Source organism: Flavisolibacter ginsengiterrae DSM 18136 (assembly GCF_059568575.1).
On the sequence record NZ_JCANTR010000005.1, the window covers coordinates 152,505 to 171,176 of the forward strand.

Annotated in this window: 12 protein-coding genes; 8 read left to right on the forward strand and 4 right to left on the reverse strand. The window is 42.0% G+C overall.

The genetic code is table 11. The features are described from left to right. Window positions 1–4: 4 nt before the first annotated feature. Entirely contained in the window at window positions 5–634 is a 630-nt protein-coding gene (gene ruvA / locus BP74_RS07540) for a Holliday junction branch migration protein RuvA (RefSeq protein WP_496372671.1), read from the reverse strand. A gap of 114 nt (window positions 635–748) precedes the next feature. Here ruvA and BP74_RS07545 point away from each other — a divergent pair, with 114 nt between their 5' ends. The 3 genes from BP74_RS07545 (at window position 749) to BP74_RS07555 (ending at window position 4,440) form a co-directional block, all read left to right on the forward strand. Beyond that, window positions 749–1,741: a beta-ketoacyl-ACP synthase III gene (locus tag BP74_RS07545; protein ID WP_496372673.1), complete on the forward strand. Its 993-nt coding sequence runs from the start codon at window positions 749–751 to the stop codon at window positions 1,739–1,741. A gap of 129 nt (window positions 1,742–1,870) precedes the next feature. Beyond that, entirely contained in the window at window positions 1,871–2,746 is an 876-nt protein-coding gene (gene sucD / locus BP74_RS07550; protein WP_496372675.1) for a succinate--CoA ligase subunit alpha, read from the forward strand. A gap of 302 nt (window positions 2,747–3,048) precedes the next feature. Beyond that, the gene (locus BP74_RS07555; protein ID WP_496372677.1) at window positions 3,049–4,440 is read left to right on the forward strand and encodes a hypothetical protein; all 1,392 of its coding nucleotides are present in this window, start codon (window positions 3,049–3,051) and stop codon (window positions 4,438–4,440) included. A gap of 65 nt (window positions 4,441–4,505) precedes the next feature. Here BP74_RS07555 and BP74_RS07560 read toward each other — a convergent pair whose 3' ends face one another. Continuing rightward, entirely contained in the window at window positions 4,506–5,357 is an 852-nt protein-coding gene (locus BP74_RS07560) for a proline and serine-rich protein 1 family protein (RefSeq protein ID WP_496372679.1), read from the reverse strand. A gap of 248 nt (window positions 5,358–5,605) precedes the next feature. On the opposite strand from BP74_RS07560, the gene BP74_RS07565 reads away from it, so the two are divergent. The 5 genes from BP74_RS07565 to aspS all read left to right on the forward strand — a co-directional run bounded on the left by BP74_RS07565 (window position 5,606) and on the right by aspS (window position 17,134). Beyond that, complete coding sequence (locus tag BP74_RS07565; RefSeq protein ID WP_496372681.1) at window positions 5,606–11,641, forward strand: alpha-2-macroglobulin family protein; 6,036 nt, start codon at window positions 5,606–5,608, stop codon at window positions 11,639–11,641. A gap of 122 nt (window positions 11,642–11,763) precedes the next feature. Further along, a complete protein-coding gene (locus tag BP74_RS07570; protein WP_496372683.1) occupies window positions 11,764–12,843 on the forward strand; it encodes an NAD(P)/FAD-dependent oxidoreductase in 1,080 nt (359 codons plus the stop codon). Between the two features lie 58 nt (window positions 12,844–12,901). Continuing rightward, the gene (locus BP74_RS07575; protein ID WP_496372685.1) at window positions 12,902–13,312 is read left to right on the forward strand and encodes a hypothetical protein; all 411 of its coding nucleotides are present in this window, start codon (window positions 12,902–12,904) and stop codon (window positions 13,310–13,312) included. Window positions 13,313–13,361: 49 nt separating this feature from the next. After that, window positions 13,362–15,164, forward strand: coding sequence for a MutS family DNA mismatch repair protein (locus tag BP74_RS07580; protein ID WP_496372687.1), 1,803 nt, complete (start codon window positions 13,362–13,364; stop codon window positions 15,162–15,164). Window positions 15,165–15,298: 134 nt separating this feature from the next. After that, a complete protein-coding gene (aspS, locus tag BP74_RS07585; RefSeq protein ID WP_496372689.1) occupies window positions 15,299–17,134 on the forward strand; it encodes an aspartate--tRNA ligase in 1,836 nt (611 codons plus the stop codon). Here the strand turns inward: aspS and BP74_RS07590 are convergent. After that, on the reverse strand, window positions 17,131–17,805 hold the full coding sequence (locus BP74_RS07590) for a hypothetical protein (protein WP_496372691.1): 675 nt from the start codon (window positions 17,803–17,805) through the stop codon (window positions 17,131–17,133). The two genes, aspS and BP74_RS07590, sit on opposite strands and share 4 nt — an antisense overlap. Further along, the gene (locus BP74_RS07595; protein ID WP_496372693.1) at window positions 17,805–18,665 is read right to left on the reverse strand and encodes an FkbM family methyltransferase; all 861 of its coding nucleotides are present in this window, start codon (window positions 18,663–18,665) and stop codon (window positions 17,805–17,807) included. Before BP74_RS07595 ends, BP74_RS07590 begins: the two co-directional genes overlap by 1 nt. Window positions 18,666–18,672: the final 7 nt, after the last annotated feature.

The window sequence follows — 18,672 nt, forward strand, 5'->3', positions numbered from 1 at the left end:
TAAATCAAAGGATTTGTAACGCTTTTTTAATCAATAGCTCTACCCCGATTCCGGGGTCCTGCGCTAACACCTTTTGAACGGCCTGGTCAGCAGCCTGGCGATTGATGCCTAAAGCAATCAGTGCATTTAACGCATCGGCCTGTAATGTATTGCCTTTCCAGGTAGAAATATTTAGATCAGTATCAACAGGTTGTTTCGCCAGTTTATCTCTTAATTCCACTACGATCCTTTCTGCTGTTTTCTTACCTATCCCCTTGATCGATTCAAGCGCTTTTACATTCCCCTGCACTATGGCGCGGCTGAGTTCATCAGGCCTCATGTAAGACAACATTACCCTGGCAGTATTAGATCCAATACCGCTAATGGCTATCAACTGGAGGAACATCTCCTTTTCAGCCAAATCAAAAAAACCAAAGAGAATATGGGCATCTTCCCTGACAATAAGATGGGTTTGCACGGTACCTTTTTCCATATCCTGGATATGGGTATAGGTATTCAGGCTGATTTGCACTTCGTACCCTACTCCCCCTACATCAATCAGAATATAGGAAGGCGTCTTCTTTACGAAATTTCCATTCAAAAAAGCGATCATAGGGCTGCAAAGTAAGCAATGGGATGATAATATAAAACCCATAGGAAAGATTATGTAACTATCCTCAATGAATAAGTGTTTTTAGCTGGCAGGATCTTTGGTCTTTCACCAGTTTTAAAACCCTCCGTATCTTCGTTCCCTTTTAAAAATTACAAAATGGTTCAAAAGATCACTGCAGCAATTACGGCCGTTGGAGGATACGTTCCTGAGACCAAACTCACCAATTTTGACCTTGAAAAGATGGTAAATACCAATGATGAATGGATCAGGACAAGAACGGGTGTGGAAGAAAGACGCATATTGAAAGAACCGGGCAAGGCCTCATCCGACCTGGCAGTTCCCGCAGTTTTACAGATCTGCGAAAAACGTGGTATCAGCCCGGAGGAAATTGATTGTATAATCTGTGCTACTGTTACCCCCGATATGGTTTTCCCGGCTACAGCCAATATCATCAGCGATAAAGTTGGGGCAAAGAATGCCTGGGGATTTGACCTTGGTGCTGCCTGTTCCGGGTTTTTATATGCATTGACCACAGGTGCAGCACTTATCGAAAGCCGTCGTTATAAGAAAGTGGTAGTGGTGGGCGTTGATAAAATGAGCTCTATCATTGATTATAGCGACCGCCAGACTTGTATCATTTTTGGCGATGGTGCCGGTGCGGTTCTGTTGGAGCCTAATCACCAGGGCTATGGCGTATTGGACAGCATCTTGAAAAGTGATGGCAGCGGACGCCAGTTCCTGCACATGAAAGCCGGAGGATCTTTGAAGCCTGCCACAGCAGAAACGGTGGCCAATAAAGAACATTTCGTTTACCAGGAAGGACAATCCGTTTTCAAATTTGCCGTAAAAGGCATGGCTGATGTAAGTGCTGAATTGCTGGAAAGAAATAATCTTACAGGTGATGATATCGCATGGCTGGTGCCACACCAGGCCAATAAGCGAATTATTGATGCTACAGCTGACAGAATGGGCATTGACCATAAAAAAGTGATGCTCAATATTCAACGCTATGGCAATACAACTGCAGCTACACTACCCTTATGCCTATGGGAATGGCGCCATGAATTAAATAAGGGAGACAACATAGTTCTTGCCGCTTTTGGTGGTGGCTTTACCTGGGGTGCTACGCTGGTAAAATGGGAATATTAATGAAGTTTCATAATTAGTGCTATAATAAAACAATAAAGGGCAACCATTGCCTTATCACAACATAAAACAGATTCAATAAACAGGGACATGGTATTTCCTTACTTTTGCCCCCAACTTACAAAATAGAATATGAGTATCCTTGTCAATAAGAATTCAAAAGTGCTTGTACAGGGCTTCACTGGTACCGAAGGCACTTTCCATGCTTCCCAGATGATCGAATATGGTACGCAGCTGGTTGGTGGTGTAACACCTGGAAAAGGTGGCACCAGTCACCTTGACAGAAGAGTATTTAATACGGTGGCCGACTGTGTTAAGGAAACGGGCGCCGATGTCTCTATCATTTTCGTACCACCTGCATTTGCAGCGGATGCTATCATGGAAGCCGCTGATGCGGGCGTTGGATTGATCGTTTGTATCACGGAAGGAATTCCTGTGCAGGACATGGTGAAAGTGAAAAACTTTATTGAAGGAAAAAATACAAGACTGATAGGGCCCAACTGTCCCGGTGTTATTACAGCTGATGAATGCAAGGTTGGTATCATGCCAGGCTTTGTGTTCAAGAAAGGAAGAATAGGCATTGTTTCTAAGTCAGGCACCCTTACTTATGAAGCAGCCGACCAGGTGGCAAAGGCAGGTCTTGGTATTTCAACGGCTGTGGGCATAGGTGGTGATCCTATCATTGGTACGCCTACGAAAGATGCAGTGGAATTATTTATGAATGATCCTGAAACAGATGCCATTGTCATGATCGGTGAAATTGGTGGTGGCATGGAAGCAGAAGCTGCCCGCTGGATCAGGGACAACGGAAATCAAAAACCTGTAGTTGGATTCATAGCTGGTCAGACTGCACCTCCGGGACGCCGCATGGGCCATGCCGGTGCCATTGTGGGTGGTGCGGAAGATACGGCCGCCGCTAAAATGAAGATCATGGAAGAATGCGGCATTCACGTGGTACAAAGCCCCGCTGATATTGGCATTACCATGGCGCAGATATTGAAAAAATAATATTGTAGAATTTACTTTGTTTTATAAAAGAGACTGCTCCTATAAGGACAGTCTTTTTTTATGCATAGTGCGGACCATACCCTCAGGTAAAATTCTGATAAAAACAGATACACAGACCGGAAAAGGAACAGGGAACAGCTAATATGGAATATTGCTACGGTTATTTAACACCGTTAATTCATAGTCGAAAAACAATATTTTCCAGTTACAGCTTTAGCTTTTTTTTAATACCACAATTAAACATGCTGCTGAAAGGATAGATTATACTTACACTTTAATCAACCATAATCAAATGCCTGCATATGAAAAGAAGACTTCTACCTTTTTTGCTAATCACTGTCGTACAATATTCTTATGCACAGGACAGCAGCTTTCAATTAAAAAATTATAAATACCGTACTCCAGGTTATACTGCCCTGGAGCTTAACCTGGGTTTTTCAGGTTGGGCGAGTGATAACAATGCATTGGAGTCTTTCAAAAGAAAAGAATCATATTGGCAATTGCAACCATCCAATCTGGCCTACTATCGTAGTGTAAGTACTGATAAAAAAATACATTCTTCGGTGATAAGGTTTTCCCCTGCAGGAAATTATAGTTCTTTAAATCTGGATGACTCCATCACCAAATCCAAATCATTCCAGTACAATATTTACTGGAATTTTAATGACAGGTTCTATATAAAAAACAACTGGTTTTGGGAGTGGGGCACTAATCTGAACCACACACTAACTACAGGCGAATCAAAATACAACAGTCAAAATTCTACCGGTCACCACATCCTTGCTGAAAATACCTTTATGCTGGGGATAGGCAAGGGAAGGATAGAAAATGTTACTGATGCCCAAACAGCCCTGTATATCTTAAATGACCTGGAGCAACAAGGCCTGTTGAATAATCATCCCTCACCCGAAATCACCAGGCAGTTTGCCCAGCTCATAACAGCTATTAACAACAAAAGAGTATTTGACAACCGGAGAAGAAGGATCTATGAATTCACCCAAATCGATTCATTTTTGAAAGCATCAGGATTGATCAGTGTAAACGACATCAGGTATTTTACCACCATTAATGACAATTGGGTAATGGCCTTTACTCCTTATCGTTCATCAGGTTCCAATTGGTATATACATTTATTGCCCGGCGCCGGTATTCAAATTGACAACAGCAATTATAAAGCGGATGGATTGACCAGTTCCTTGAAGGGGAAGAAAACATATGCCAATCTAATTCCATTGATAAGGTACGAAAGTAACAAACCCTTAAACCTGAAGTGGCAGCGCAACTTTATGACCATTATGAGCTACAAAAAAAACTGGAACAATGTTGAATACAGGAATACATTTAATGGCTCTGAATCTGTATCTGAAATAGATACCAAAGCATGGGAAACCAGGTTATACAGCAGCTATGGATTGGGATACTTTCCAAATAACAGGACTGTCATCAATGCTTATATTAAGTTGGAGGCTTCATATGGAAAATCTTCTGAACTGATGGCATATAAGGAATTGAGAACTATTCAGCCCGCATTGGAATTTAGTGCTGATTATTTTCTGAGCTACAGAACAAGGCTCAATGCATATTGTAATTTGGGTTACAAATCAATGCGCGCTGTTTCTATTGCCAATGAGACCCTAAAAGGTCATGAATTCATTACAAGTATCTCTTTTGGACTAACACATTCTATCTTATAGACCAATATTGACAAGAAAGGGCCTGCATTGAACGCAGGCCCTTTTTATTATGGTGCATGTTTCGTTTAGTAACGTTGTCCCCGAATAAAAGCATTCAAATCATCCCTGCTGCTTTGATAGGAGAAGAGGTTGTATAGGCTGGTATAATTAGCTGCATCAACAGTTTTACTGTAAGCCAGTTTAGCTAATTCCAGTTTATCATTATCTGAACTAAACAATTGCATGAGCTGACCTACCTGTGAAGTATTAAAGTAGTAATTGCTGATGCCCTGTTTTGCAGTATTTAACTTTCCACTGGCAAACCATTCAGACTTGACATTGGCAACCAATTGTTGAAATTCACCTGTGCTCACCGCCTGGTTATAACCATTGCCATAACCGCCCTTACTATATCTTCCATTATCCTGGCTGTATCCTCCATTATTGTTTCTTCCATTACGGTCATACCGATCGTCATCATCATCGTCATATCGTCCATTGCGGTCATTCCTGTTGTTATCATAACGACGATCTGCATTGTTCCGATTATTCCTTCTACCCTGGTAGTTACCATTATTCCACCTATCATTATTATTTCCGGAATTATATGCAGAAGCTCTTTCATCCATACTAACCCTTCCCTTTTTATCTATGGTAATAAAAAGGTCATACTGCGGGCGTACTGTAAAATCACTGGCATAAACTACCCTGTTGTCTCGTTGCCGGTTACCATTAGCCTTGTATACCTGTATGTAGTGCTGGCCCGAACGAAGGTTATTCAAATAGATAGTGCTGTTGGCATAACCATTGTCATTTATAGAGCGACCATCGATCAAAACCTGGTAAGTTTTATTACCTGTAAATGTCACGGTAATGTCGCTGGCAAAGGCCGAAACACTCATCAACCCCGCCATAATTAAAGTAAAGAAGTTTTTCATTTTAAGTTTCCTCCAGTATATCAGATGGCCGCCCTTTCAAAATGTTTATATCTTCTTAGGTAAACAAAAGTTAAAGCACAGGAAAAGGGTTATTAATAACCTGAAATCCATGTTGTTTATGTAATTCTGTATGTTAGCGCATCCTACTGAGGAATTTCAAAATGAATTATTGCAATATGAAGCCGCTTACGTACTACTTTCTATTTTCAATATTGACCCTTTTCATCTCATTAAACTCATTTGCCCAAATGAAAAATTATGATGCCGCATGGACAAAAGTGGAAGAACTGGTGCAAAAGAAAAAATTACCCCAATCCGCATTAACAGAGGTCAAAAAAATATATACCCAGGCCAAAAAAGATAAGCAGGAAGCACAGGTGATCAAATCCCTGGTTTATATGATCCGGCTGCAACAGGAAAACAGGGAAAACAACCTGTTGGTCTCCATCAGGGATATAGAAAAAGAGATCAGGGTGCAACAGGAGCCTGCTGTATCGCTGTTGAACAGTTTACTGGCAGGCCTATATTGGCAATATTTTCAAAATCAGCGCTGGCAATTATATGGACGCACCAACACGGTAGATTTTAAAAAAGATGATGTTGCCACATGGACAATTGACGATCTGCATCATAAAATATCTGAACTCTATTTGGCTTCCATAAAAAAAGATGCGTTACTGAAAAAAACCAGCCTGGAACCTTATAACGCCATCATCATAAAAGGAAATAGCCGCGCATTGCGTCCAACCCTTTATGACCTGCTTGCACACAGGGCACTGGAGTATTTCACAAATAACGAAAGGGATATTAAAAAACCTGCTTACGCATTTGAGATCAACCAGGCTGAGGCCTTTGCTCCGGCAGCAGCGTTTGTTCAATACGAGTTTCCGACGAGGGATTCAATGTCACTCGAACATAAAGCCCTTCTTATATACCAGGATTTGATTGCATTTCATTTAAAAGAAAAGGACCCCAATGCCTTAATGGATGTAGATATTGAACGCATTGGTTTCGTACACGAGCACTCTGTGCATGAATCAAAGGATTCACTGTACGTCGCAGCACTTGAAACCCTGGTAAACAAAGCAGGTAAAAAGAATATAGCCTCACAGGCAAGCTATTTATTGGCGACTTATTACCACGACCAGGGAGCCCAATATGATCCTTTAAAAGATAGCACTCATAGGTATGACCTGGTGAAAGCACAGGAAATATTGGAAAGAGTTGTGAACGACAGTTCCTTGAAGAACGAAGGATGGACCAACAGTTATAATCTGCTGCAGGAGATACAGCAGCCTTCCTTTTCTTTTAAAGTTGAAAATGTAAACCTGCCTTCTCAACCTTTTCGTTCACTGGTAGATTATAAGAATATCACTGGCCTGCATTTCCGCATTATAGGATCAACTGAAAACCTCAGGAAATTGCTTGAACAAAGAGGTGATCAAAATGTGTATTGGAACGCCATACTGAATGCCGAAACCATCCGTTCATGGACACAGGATTTGCCAGCAACAAATGACCTGCAAAAGCACTACACGGAAGTAAAGATTGATGCCTTGCCACTGGGAGAATACATTTTACTTGCATCCCCAAATGAACAGTTCAACAAGAAAAACAACCTTTTAGGTTTTCTTCTATTCAATGTTTCCAATATCAGCTATATCAACCAGGGCAATAAGTATTACGTGCTGCACAGGGAAACGGGAAAGCCTTTACCCAAAGCCAAAGTCCAGGTTTTCAGGCAGGTATATGATTATAAGACCAGCTCTTATACCAAAACAATTATGGGTAATTACGAGACTGGCAAGAATGGTGATTTTGAGATACTGAAATCTACAGGCAGGAATTATGAATCCTATTACCTGGATATCAATTACCAGGACGATCATTTAGCACTCAATGACCAGGTGTATAATTATTACAGTTATAATGATGAAACAGAAAATAAGGATGATGAAGAAGTAAAAGTATTTTTCTTTACGGACCGTTCCATTTACCGTCCGGGACAAACAGTTTATTTCAAGGGCATCGCTATAATAAAAAACAAAACAGGCAACAGTATAGCACAGAAATACAAAACCAATGTTTTCCTGGAAGATGCCAACAGTGATAATATAGATTCCCTTGAAATAAGCACTAATGAATATGGGTCTTTCTCAGGAAAGTTCCAGTTACCTACCAATTCATTGAATGGCCAGTTCAGGATCTTTGAAGATGAAAATGATAATGAATACTTCTTTTCAGTAGAAGAATATAAAAGGCCGCGCTTTTATGTGGATTTTGAAAAGATTAAAAGCACGTACAAGGTTGGAGATACCATACATCTAACAGGATTTGCCAAAGCATATGCCGGCAACACTATAGATGGAGCCAAAGTGAATTACAGGGTTGTACGCCAGGCCCGTTTTCTCTATCCCTGGATGTCTTACAAGATATGGTTCCCTCCCACCCCTCCTATGGAAATTGCACATGGTGAAACCACAACGGATAAGGATGGTAATTTCAGGATTGCATTTGCAGCCATCCCTGACAGGAAGATGGATCCGAAAGCAGAACCCGTATTCGATTATAAGGTCTATGCTGATGTTGCTGATATCAATGGAGAAACAAGGACTGGTGAAGAACAGGTCAGTGCAGGCTACAAGTCTCTATTGCTCAAACTGGATATGCAGCCCGCCATAGAGGTTGATTCATTTAAGAAAATAAGTATCAGAACAGAAAATATGAATGGAGAATTTCAATCCACTCCAATCACTATCAATATAGCTAAATTGGTTCCAGAAAAGCGATTGATACGGAATCGCCTTTGGCGTGATCCAGACCAGTTTGTAATGAGCAGGGAAAATTACATCCAGAATTTCCCACATGACGAATACAGGCATGAAACAGACTCTAGAACATGGGCAAAAGAGAGCCTGGTATTTAGCATAACAGACAGTACCCGTAAAAACGGGGAAATGCCACTTTACCATCCTTTCACGCCTGGCTATTATGAACTCAGTTTTACCGCAAAAGATAAAAATGGGGAAGAGATCAAAGTAGTCCAATACGTTGAACTCTTTGATTCAAAGAGCAAAGAATTTAATAAACCTGTTTATTTATGGGTAAGGGGGAGTGATCATCCGGTTGAGCCGGGAGAATCCACTACGGTGCAGGTGGGTTCAGCTGCCAGTGATGTATTTGTTATCAATGAAGTGCGAAAGCCCGGACGAGATGATAAAAAACAGGATGTTTCAATAGATTATAGTGCATTGAACCAGGAGAAAAAGACCTGGAAGTATGCTGTTTCTGAATCGGACAGGGGTGGTTATGGGGTGTCATATTTCTTTGTAAAGGATAACAGGTTTTACCAGTTCAATGACATCATCAATGTTCCATGGTCCAATAAAGCATTGCAGGTGGAGTATGCCACCTTCCGTGATAAGACACTGCCGGGTAGTGAAGAAAAATGGAAAGTAAAGATCACAGGTTATAAAAAAGAAACAGTGGCTGCCGAAATGCTGGCCAGTATGTATGATGCATCCCTTGACCAGTTCAAACCACACCAGTGGAACATACCAGGAATCTGGCCGGTTTATGCTAATCTATATGCATGGAATGGCAACCAAAATTTTAAGGACATCGAATCGGAAGAAAGATGGCAGGAAAACCGCGAATACAGGTCATTTAATAAAACTTATGACCGGTTGGACTTTGACCTTTATGGTAATGTTCATGTCTTTATAAGAGGGGCAAGTTCACTTCCAATGGCAGCAAGAGAAAAAGTTTCTGCTGCCCTCAAAGGTGATGTTGCCGGGCTTCAGGTTGAGCAGAATGCTATGATGGATTCCGCTCTCCTTGATGAAGTAGTAATTACAGGGCTTGGAGTAAAACATTCAACCGCTATAGCAGTTGACAATTCCATCCAACCACGGCGCAACTTTAATGAAACTCCTTTCTTTTTCCCTGACCTGAGAACAGATAAGGATGGCGCTATTGAATTTTCCTTTACCATGCCTGAAGCTGTCACCCGGTGGAAGCTTCAAACGCTGGCGCATACAAAAGAACTGGCATTTGGATTATCAGAGAAAGAACTGGTCACACAAAAAGAGCTAATGGTGCAACCCAACGCACCGCGTTTCCTGCGCCAGGGAGACCACATGGAATTCTCGACCAAGATCGTGAATCTATCTGATAAAGAAATGACAGGCCAGGTGCAACTGGAATTGATAGATGCTACTACCAATCAATCTGTTGATGGATGGTTCATGAATACTTTTCCTAACCAGTTCTTTACCGTAGCCGCCGGGCAAAGCGAAGCAGTGAATTTTCCTATCCAGGTGCCCTTTCAATTCAGCAATGCATTGGTGTGGAGGATAACAGCTCATGCAGGTAATTTATCTGACGGTGAAGAGAATGTATTGCCGGTGCTTTCCAATAAAGTGCTTGTAACAGAAACGCTTCCACTGGCCATGCGTGGAACCGGTTCCAAAAATTTCCAGTTCAACAAACTTTTACATTCAGGTGAAAGCGAAACATTACAGCAACATTCTATAACAGTAGAATATACTTCCAATCCTGCCTGGTATGCCGTGCAGGCCCTTCCCTATCTGGACAATTATCCCTATGAATGTGCAGAACAAACCTGGAACAGGTATTTTGCCAATGCACTTGCTCAAAAGATCGCGACAACAACGCCAAGACTTAAAGAAATTTTCCAAAGATGGAAAACCGCTGATACAGCCGCATTGCTTTCGAACCTGGAAAAGAACCAGGAATTGAAATCTGCCTTGCTGGAAGAAACACCCTGGGTGCTACAGGCACGTTCAGAATCACAGCAAAAGAAAAATATTGCGCTGCTGTTTGACGTGGTACAGATGCAACAGCAGCTCAGGAAGCACCTGGACAAGCTCAGGCAAATGCAAAGCCCCAATGGTGGATTTGTATGGTTTACCGGAGGGCCCGATGACAGGTACATTACCCAGTATATTATTTCAGGTATTGGTCATTTAATGAAGCTCGGTGGAGAAACCGAGGAATTAAAACCTATCGTAGCTACTGCCATACCTTATTTGGATAAGCAAATCACAGATCAATATAATAAGTTGGTGAAAAGCAAAGCTGACCTTAACAAACAGCAGGTTGGCTATTACGAGATACAGTACCTGTATATGCGCAGCTTCTTTACAAACAAACTTATAGACCAGGCCACACAGGCTGCTTATTCCTATTACCAGAAACAGGCAAAACAATACTGGATGCAACAACCCCTGTACCTGCAGGGAATGATCGCATTGGCGTTGCATAGAATGGGTGATAAGCTAACGCCTCCGGCCATCTTAAAATCGATAAAAGAACGGGCCATAGTAAATGAAGAACAGGGGATGTATTGGAAGGATAATCATTTTGGTTATAGCTGGTTCTGGTGGTATGCACCTATTGAAACCCAATCATTATTGATAGAAGCCTTCCAGGAGATAAGCACTGGCAAAGAGAATGTAGATGATATGAAGACCTGGTTATTAAAAAATAAACAAACCAATAACTGGGGTACTACAAAGGCTACAGCAGAAGCTTGTTATGCCCTATTACTACAAGGGGATGACTGGCTGAAAGATCAACCTGCAGTAGAAATTAAAATGGGTGCTACCAGTATTTCCAATAAGAATGAAAAAGCAGAAGCAGGTACCGGGTATTTTAAAAAGACCATTGACCCGGCAACCATACAACCAGCCATGGGCATTATAACTCTGGCAGTTCAAAATGATTCGCCATCAAACAACCAGGGTGGTAAAGCTCCTTCCTGGGGCGCTGTATACTGGCAGTATTTCGAGGATATGGACAAGGTAACTACTGCCGCAACACCTTTACAGTTATCAAAGAAATTATTTATTGAAAAGAATAGTGACCGGGGACCAGTGCTGACACCAGTTCAGGAAGGATCGGAACTTATGGTAGGTGATAAAATCAAGGTCCGCATTGAATTAAGAGTGGACAGGGATATGGAGTACGTTCACATGAAGGATATGCGTGCCTCTGCACTGGAACCAGTGAATGTTTTAAGCGGGTATCAATGGCAGGGAGGCCTTGGCTATTATCAATCCACTAAAGATGCCAGCACCAATTTCTTTTTCAATTATTTGCACAAGGGAACTTATGTATTCGAATATCCATTATTCGTGACACATGCGGGAAGCTTCAGCAATGGCATTACCACCATTCAATGTATGTATGCTCCTGAATTCAGCGCACATAGTGAGGGTGTGAAGATTACTGTTTCTAATTCTATGAATACGGGAAAATAAAACATAGGTGAAAAACCAAAAGGAGCCCTCAACGAACTGTTGGGGGCTTCTTCTTTTTGTGTGTTTTTGTTTTTGAGGCACCTAAACTGTGCTCAATGTAAACGCAGCCCTAACTTTGGTCAATGCAAGTGGATTGCCTTATCATAGGACAGGGAATATGTGGCACCCTGTTATCCTGGTTTCTTCATAAGGAAGGAAAAACATTCCTGGTTATTGATGATAACAAAGAAGATTCATCTTCCAAGGTAGCAGCAGGTATCATTAATCCCATTACAGGACGCCGGTATGTGACCACATGGATGATCGATGAGGTGATGCCCTTTGCCATTGATACCTACCGGTCACTGGAATCCTATTTGCAAGCCAGCATCGTGTATGAAAAGAGTATCATTGACTTCTTTCCATCCCCACAAATGTTGAATGCCTTTATCGATCGCATTACTGAAAATGACACATACCTGCATTCCTACCCCAACCAGAACCAGTTTAATCAATTCTTCAATTATGATTTTGGCTGTGGGGAGATCAGGCCTTCCTATACCATCCATTTATCGGGATTATTGAATTTATGGAAACAGAAATTGTATGAGTGGAATGCCATAAAAGAAGAAATATTTATACCCACAGATCTACAAATTGACCGGGACTATATCCGGTATCAAAATATTACCGCGGAGAAGATCATTTTCTGCGATGGTGTAGACTCAGCCTCCAGTCGCTGGTTCCGCTTATTACCATTTGCACCAAACAAAGGTGAAGCCATCATCATTGAGGCTGAAGATCTGTATAATGGTCACATTTTTAAGAAAGGTCTCATGCTGTCACCTTTGCCCGATGCCGGTCTTTTTTGGGTTGGATCTAATTACCAATGGGAGTTTACGGATGACAAGCCTTCAGAACAATTCTTTAAACAAACGACCAACCTTTTACAAACATGGCTAAAGGTGCCGTTTAAAATCCTTGACCATAAAGCAGCCATCCGTCCGGCTACTGTAGAACGCCGGCCATTTGTAGGTTTCCATCCAGTCTATCCCCGAATTGGCATATTGAATGGTATGGGAACCAAGGGAACTTCATTAGCCCCATTTTTTGCCAACCAATTGACACAGCATTTGGTTTATGATCTTCCCATAGCTGACGAGGCCAATGTGCACCGATTCAGTAGGATCCTGTCCAGGGAGACAGGTAACGGAAGCAGCTAAAAATAGTTTTACCCTGCATGCCCGCAGGTAATAAATTTGAGCTCATTTTATTGCAACCATGAATGAGTCAAACGAGTCCATGTACATGATCCCTGCACGGTTTCGCAAGATGGAAAATATGCATATTATATTCTGGCTTTTAAAAGATGTGAGCTGGTGCATGATCTGGAAACCCCTGGGCATAACTATGATTATTCCAACCTTACTTATTGCTATTATCATCGCCTGGCGCACAAGGGATATACGATCTGAACTGGCGCATAACCTGGCCATTGTTTTTTGGATCACAGCCAATGCTTACTGGATGATCTCTGAATTCCTCCATTTTGATACACTCAGGGTCTGGGGACAGTTTGAAGGAAAGCACCTGGCATTGATACCATTTATTATTGGCATTGCCATCTTAGCGAATTATTACCTGTTTCAAAAAACAGCAGAAGACAGGGAAGCACAGGTGGCAACCTTATAGTTATTGATCCACGAATGGCACTCTCATTTTCTGTCTTATCTTCAATTTTATGCAAGAGGGATCAGCGGGAGAAACGTATAGGAATTTAATCAATAAACACCAGGCCCATCTCAAACAATTATTACAAAAGCGCAACCGCCTTGGCTGGGGCAGGTTGTTTGTTTTCCTGTTGACAGCATTTATTGCTTATCAATTATTTGTATCTGTTGGACTGGCAGGCATCATTGCTATTGCTATCGGCTTTGGAGTTTTATTATACCTCATATCCCTGGATACCAGTAATAATATCGAGATCACTAACTGCAGGACGCTGATAAAGATCAATGAAGAAGAACTGGAAATTCTGCAAGACAGGTATGCTCAAAGGGAAAATGGAAACAGCTATGCACATGTAATGCATGACTATGCCAATGACCTTGACCTGTTTGGACCTGCATCCTTATTTCAATGGCTGAACAGGTGTTATACAGAGCAAGGCCGGGAATTATTAGCTCAAAACCTGTTACATCCTTTACCTGTTTCAATGATCAGGGAACGACAGGAAGCTATAAAAGAAATAACCCCCGAGATAGAATGGAGGCAACAATTGCAATCTTATGCCCTGCAAACACCTGTTACCATAAAAACACAGGAAAAGGCTGCTGCCTGGTTGAAGGAAAAAGATATACATTTTAAAAGCCCCGCCTGGAAACCGTTTTACATTCTTTATTCATTCATTACACTTGGCTCGCTGGTGGCTACGATCTTCGGCTATATACCTGTTACTTTTTTCACTTCCCTGTACCTTTTATACTTTACTATATCCATTATCCTAAGCCGCAACACTGCAGAACCTTATGTACAGCTATCTGGTATCGTGGAGGAGATTACAACGCTTCACTACCTTGTAAAATGGATAGAAGACAAACCTTTTCATTCACCACTATTAAATCAATTTCAGCAACAGGTTAGAACAGGTGGAGAAAAAGCGGCAGACAATATCAAAGACCTGAAAAAGATCCTGGACCGTTTTGATTTGCGGGTAAGCATTGTGGGACGGCTTTTCTTTAATACTTTTTTACTTTGGGATGTTCGCCAAATGATCGCACTAAACGAATGGCGCAACAGGAACAGGGACCATTTAAATCATTGGTTTGACATGGTAGCTTCCATGGAAGTGTTACATACTCTCGCTACAATCCATTTTAACCATCCCGGTTGGGCATTCCCTGTCTTTGTGGAGAAACACCTGTCGTTTAACGGTAAAGACTTAGGACACCCTTTGATTCCGGCAACGTCGAGAGTAACAAATGATTTCGCCATCAATGGCACCGCGGTAATTGGGCTCGTTACCGGATCTAATATGGCCGGGAAAAGCACATTCCTGCGAAGCATTGGCGTAAATGTCGTGCTCGCACAGGCAGGAGGACCCGTATGTGCCAGTAATCTTGCCCTTTCACCTGTCCAATTAATGAGCAGCATGCGCATTGCGGATAACCTGGCAGAAAACACTTCAACTTTTTACGCCGAACTGAAAAAATTAAAAACCATTATTGAAGCTGTGAACAGGCATGAACCTGTATTCATATTATTGGATGAAATACTTCGGGGCACCAATTCACTGGATCGTCACAAAGGATCCCAGGCCCTCATAGCCCAACTGGTGAAACAAAATGCGGTAGCTGTGATTGCCACCCACGACCTGGAACTGGCCAAAATGGAAAACCAGTTTCCGGGCTCCATTGAAAATTACCATTTTGATGTACAGGTGGAAGGTGAGGAACTTTATTTTGATTACAAGCTTAAAGAAGGGGTATGCACCAGCCTGAATGCTTCCATCCTGATGAAAAAGATCGGGATTGAACTACAATAGTTTGCCAGGTGCACCTGTATTAACCCCACATTAATTGGCCTGGGCATTGGCAATAACCCACTCCGAACCATCGGGGCAAAGACCGTTTACCACTTATCTTTGCCACTTTTAATCATAGAATTAATAGGGCTTATATGTTTCGTTCACATACATGCGGGGAATTAAGGTTACAGGATGTCAACAGCCAGATGACGCTTGCCGGCTGGGTGCAGACAGTTCGCAAATTTGGTTCCATCACTTTTGTTGACCTACGGGATCGTTATGGCATCACGCAATTGCTTTTTGGAGAAGAATTAAATGCTAAACTGGATGAAAATCCACTGGGCCGTGAATTTGTGCTGCAGGTTACCGGCACTGTCAACGAGCGCTCCAACAAAAACAAAAACATTCCAACCGGGGATATTGAGATCAATGTGCAATCTTTTAAGATACTAAACAGGTCGGCGGTGCCGCCTTTCACCATCCAGGACGATACCGATGGTGGCGATGACCTCAGAATGAAATACCGTTTCCTGGATCTTCGCCGAAATGCAGTAAAGAAGAACCTGGAATTGCGTTATGCCGTGAACCGTGCAACAAGGGATTACCTGCATCAACAGGGTTTTATGGATATTGAAACACCCTTCCTGATCAAGAGCACGCCAGAAGGAGCCAGGGATTTTGTAGTTCCTTCAAGAATGAACCCTGGCCAGTTTTATGCACTTCCCCAGTCACCTCAAACCTTTAAGCAATTACTGATGGTGAGTGGTTACGACCGCTATTACCAGATAGTGAAATGTTTCAGGGATGAGGACCTGCGCGCTGACAGGCAGCCAGAGTTTACACAGATCGATTGTGAAATGGCATTTGTAGAACAGGAGGATATCCTGAATATGTTTGAAGGCCTTATTAAATATATTTTCAAAGCAGTAAAAAATATTGATTACACTGAACCCGTGGAACGCATGACATGGGAGGATGCCATGTGGCATTATGGAAATGACAAGCCGGACATCAGGTTCGGTATGAAGGTGGCCAACCTGAAATCAGCCTTTAATAAAGACGGCTCTATAGCAGCTACCGGAGAATTGATCAATGGGTCAGGTTTTGGTGTATTTGACAATGCTGAAACAGTATTGGCTATTGCCGTTCCAGGCGCATCGGAATATACACGCAAGCAGATAGATGAATTGACGGATTGGGTAAAACGTCCCCAGGTTGGAATGCAGGGCATGGTAAACATTAAATGTATTGCGGACGGAACTTTTAAAAGTAGTGTTGACAAGTTTTATCCTGAAGAAAAGCTACAAGCTATTGCGGCCTTTACCCAGGCAAAACCTGGTGACCTGATATTGATACTTGCCGGTGCAGAAGAAAGAACCCGAAAAGCTATCAGTGATCTGCGCCTCGAATTGGGAGAGCGTCTTGGCCTGAGAAAGAAAAATGAGTACAGGTTGTTATGGGTGTTAGATTTCCCTTTGTTTGAATATGCTGAAGAAGACAATCGCTGGGTAGCCCGTCACCATCCATTTACTTCTCCCAAACCTACACACATAGATGTAATGATCAATAATGACCCGGTCATTGAAAATGCAGCTGAATATTTGAAACATCCCTATTCCAACATCAAGGCCAATGCCTATGACATGGTATTAAATGGAAACGAGATCGGCGGTGGCTCCATCCGTATTTTCCAAAGAGAGCTCCAGGAGAAGATGTTTGCAGCCCTGGGCATGACAAAAGAAGAAGCCTTGCATAAGTTTGGATTTTTATTGGGTGCATTTGAATACGGAGCACCACCTCATGGAGGGATTGCTTTTGGTTTTGACCGCTTATGTGCCATACTTGGTGGCAGTGAAAGCATCCGTGACTTTATTGCTTTTCCCAAAAACAACAGCGGCAGGGATGTAATGCTTGATGCGCCAGCCTCTATTGACGAAAAACAATTACAGGAACTGCAAATACAGCTCAATACGGATAAAAAAGCTTAGACAGCATCTCCAACTAAATAATGATCTTCCTGTGGGGTAACTTTTTTAAAAAGGTTGCCCCATTTAAAATGCTTCCAATTATACCTTCCTTTGGGAAACAATAAAATATATCCTTCATCCAGGTAGCATTTCATCACATGGTGTGACTGGCCGAAATACCGGTATATAAAATCTATGGTCCTGTTATTACTTGGCAAGGCATCTGCTGGCACATTTCCATTCACAAAGGGACCATCTTCGTAGATCCGCAGATCGTCTAATATCAAAACATCCTTATAATTTGAACGAAGCCTGCTAATCACTTCCAGTTCCTTTTCCAATGGCAACCTGAGGTCTTCATTGGCATCCTCGTTATAGGCAGCCAGGCCTGCATCGGCCCCCGGGAAGTGAGCATCCAGCCAAAACAGGCAATTACCCTTCAGAAAAGGTAATTCCTGTGCCAAGATGGTAACGCTGTCACCTTCCAATATACAGACCTGTTTATTATCAATAAATCGCTCTGATGCCTTCCTGGCAATCTCGGGAACCACTTCAACAGAAAATAACTTTTTAAAGGGTGATTGGAGGGCATAGGCAACACCATCTCCCCAAAATGTTCCGGTCTCAAAAAAATAGGGAATTTCATATTCCCTGATAATCCGGCACAGGTCAAATCTGTTTAATGCTCCCATTAACTTACACTTCTAGTTTTCCTGGTAAGAAACAGGTCAACATGATCCTTCAAATTTAATAGGTGTGACCTATCTCTTTCAGTAAAAGGAATAATAGTAGAATCTCCTGTGATCTCACCCACCTGGAATCTTTTAAAAAGAAAATCAGTGAATGCACCCGCATCCTTATACATAAACGGGCTGAATTCCATTACCATTTTCAGGTCCGGGTTTTGTTCCAACACTCTTTCCATACCCATACAAATCAGGGGTTCCACTCCTTCGCAATCCATTTTAATAAAATCAATCCGTTCCAGTTTAAATTCCTCAGCCAAAACATCCATCGTCATCATCTGTACCTGTTCTGTCATCACTTCATCATCTACCTTTTCAGGCCTAATGGTTCCCCCACCCCAATAATGGGTGGGTATAGATAGTGTCACTTCTCCTGGTTTATCAGACAGGGCTTTGTTCACTATATCGAAATGAAATTCATTAACCTTATTGGTATGGGATAATAGCCGGCACAAATAAGAGTTTGGTTCTATAGCAATACACTTGCCTTCCTTTCCTGCCAGCTCCGCCATTACCAGTGAATAGTATCCAAAATTGGCACCAGCATCTATACAGTTCATTCCCGGCTTCACCTGTTGTGTAATAAATTTTGTGATCCATGATTCCCAGTATCCATCCATTAGCATATTCGGGGCTATGCCAATATCCCGTGTATCCAGGTATATCTTATACTTTGACAGGATCTTGCACAACTGCAAATGATCGCCCAGGTAATAACTGCGGACAGATCTTGTACATATACTTTCCAGTTCCTGCCTGGTAAGCAAAGCCATCTCACTTATACGTCCTAAAACTTTTTCTGTCATAGCCTAA

Excerpts from the sequence above, each read along its gene's own strand:
- sucD (WP_496372675.1), top strand. The coding sequence starts at position 1,871 with ATGAGTATCCTTGTCAATAAGAATTCAAAAGTGCTTGTACAGGGCTTC.
- ruvA (WP_496372671.1), bottom strand. The coding sequence starts at position 634 with ATGGGTTTTATATTATCATCCCATTGCTTACTTTGCAGCCCTATGATC.
- BP74_RS07560 (WP_496372679.1), bottom strand. The coding sequence starts at position 5,357 with ATGAAAAACTTCTTTACTTTAATTATGGCGGGGTTGATGAGTGTTTCG.
- BP74_RS07545 (WP_496372673.1), top strand. The coding sequence starts at position 749 with ATGGTTCAAAAGATCACTGCAGCAATTACGGCCGTTGGAGGATACGTT.
- BP74_RS07555 (WP_496372677.1), top strand. The coding sequence starts at position 3,049 with ATGAAAAGAAGACTTCTACCTTTTTTGCTAATCACTGTCGTACAATAT.
- BP74_RS07575 (WP_496372685.1), top strand. The coding sequence starts at position 12,902 with ATGAATGAGTCAAACGAGTCCATGTACATGATCCCTGCACGGTTTCGC.
- BP74_RS07580 (WP_496372687.1), top strand. The coding sequence starts at position 13,362 with ATGCAAGAGGGATCAGCGGGAGAAACGTATAGGAATTTAATCAATAAA.
- BP74_RS07590 (WP_496372691.1), bottom strand. The coding sequence starts at position 17,805 with ATGGGAGCATTAAACAGATTTGACCTGTGCCGGATTATCAGGGAATAT.
- BP74_RS07565 (WP_496372681.1), top strand. The coding sequence starts at position 5,606 with ATGAAAAATTATGATGCCGCATGGACAAAAGTGGAAGAACTGGTGCAA.
- BP74_RS07570 (WP_496372683.1), top strand. The coding sequence starts at position 11,764 with ATGCAAGTGGATTGCCTTATCATAGGACAGGGAATATGTGGCACCCTG.
- aspS (WP_496372689.1), top strand. The coding sequence starts at position 15,299 with ATGTTTCGTTCACATACATGCGGGGAATTAAGGTTACAGGATGTCAAC.
- BP74_RS07595 (WP_496372693.1), bottom strand. The coding sequence starts at position 18,665 with ATGACAGAAAAAGTTTTAGGACGTATAAGTGAGATGGCTTTGCTTACC.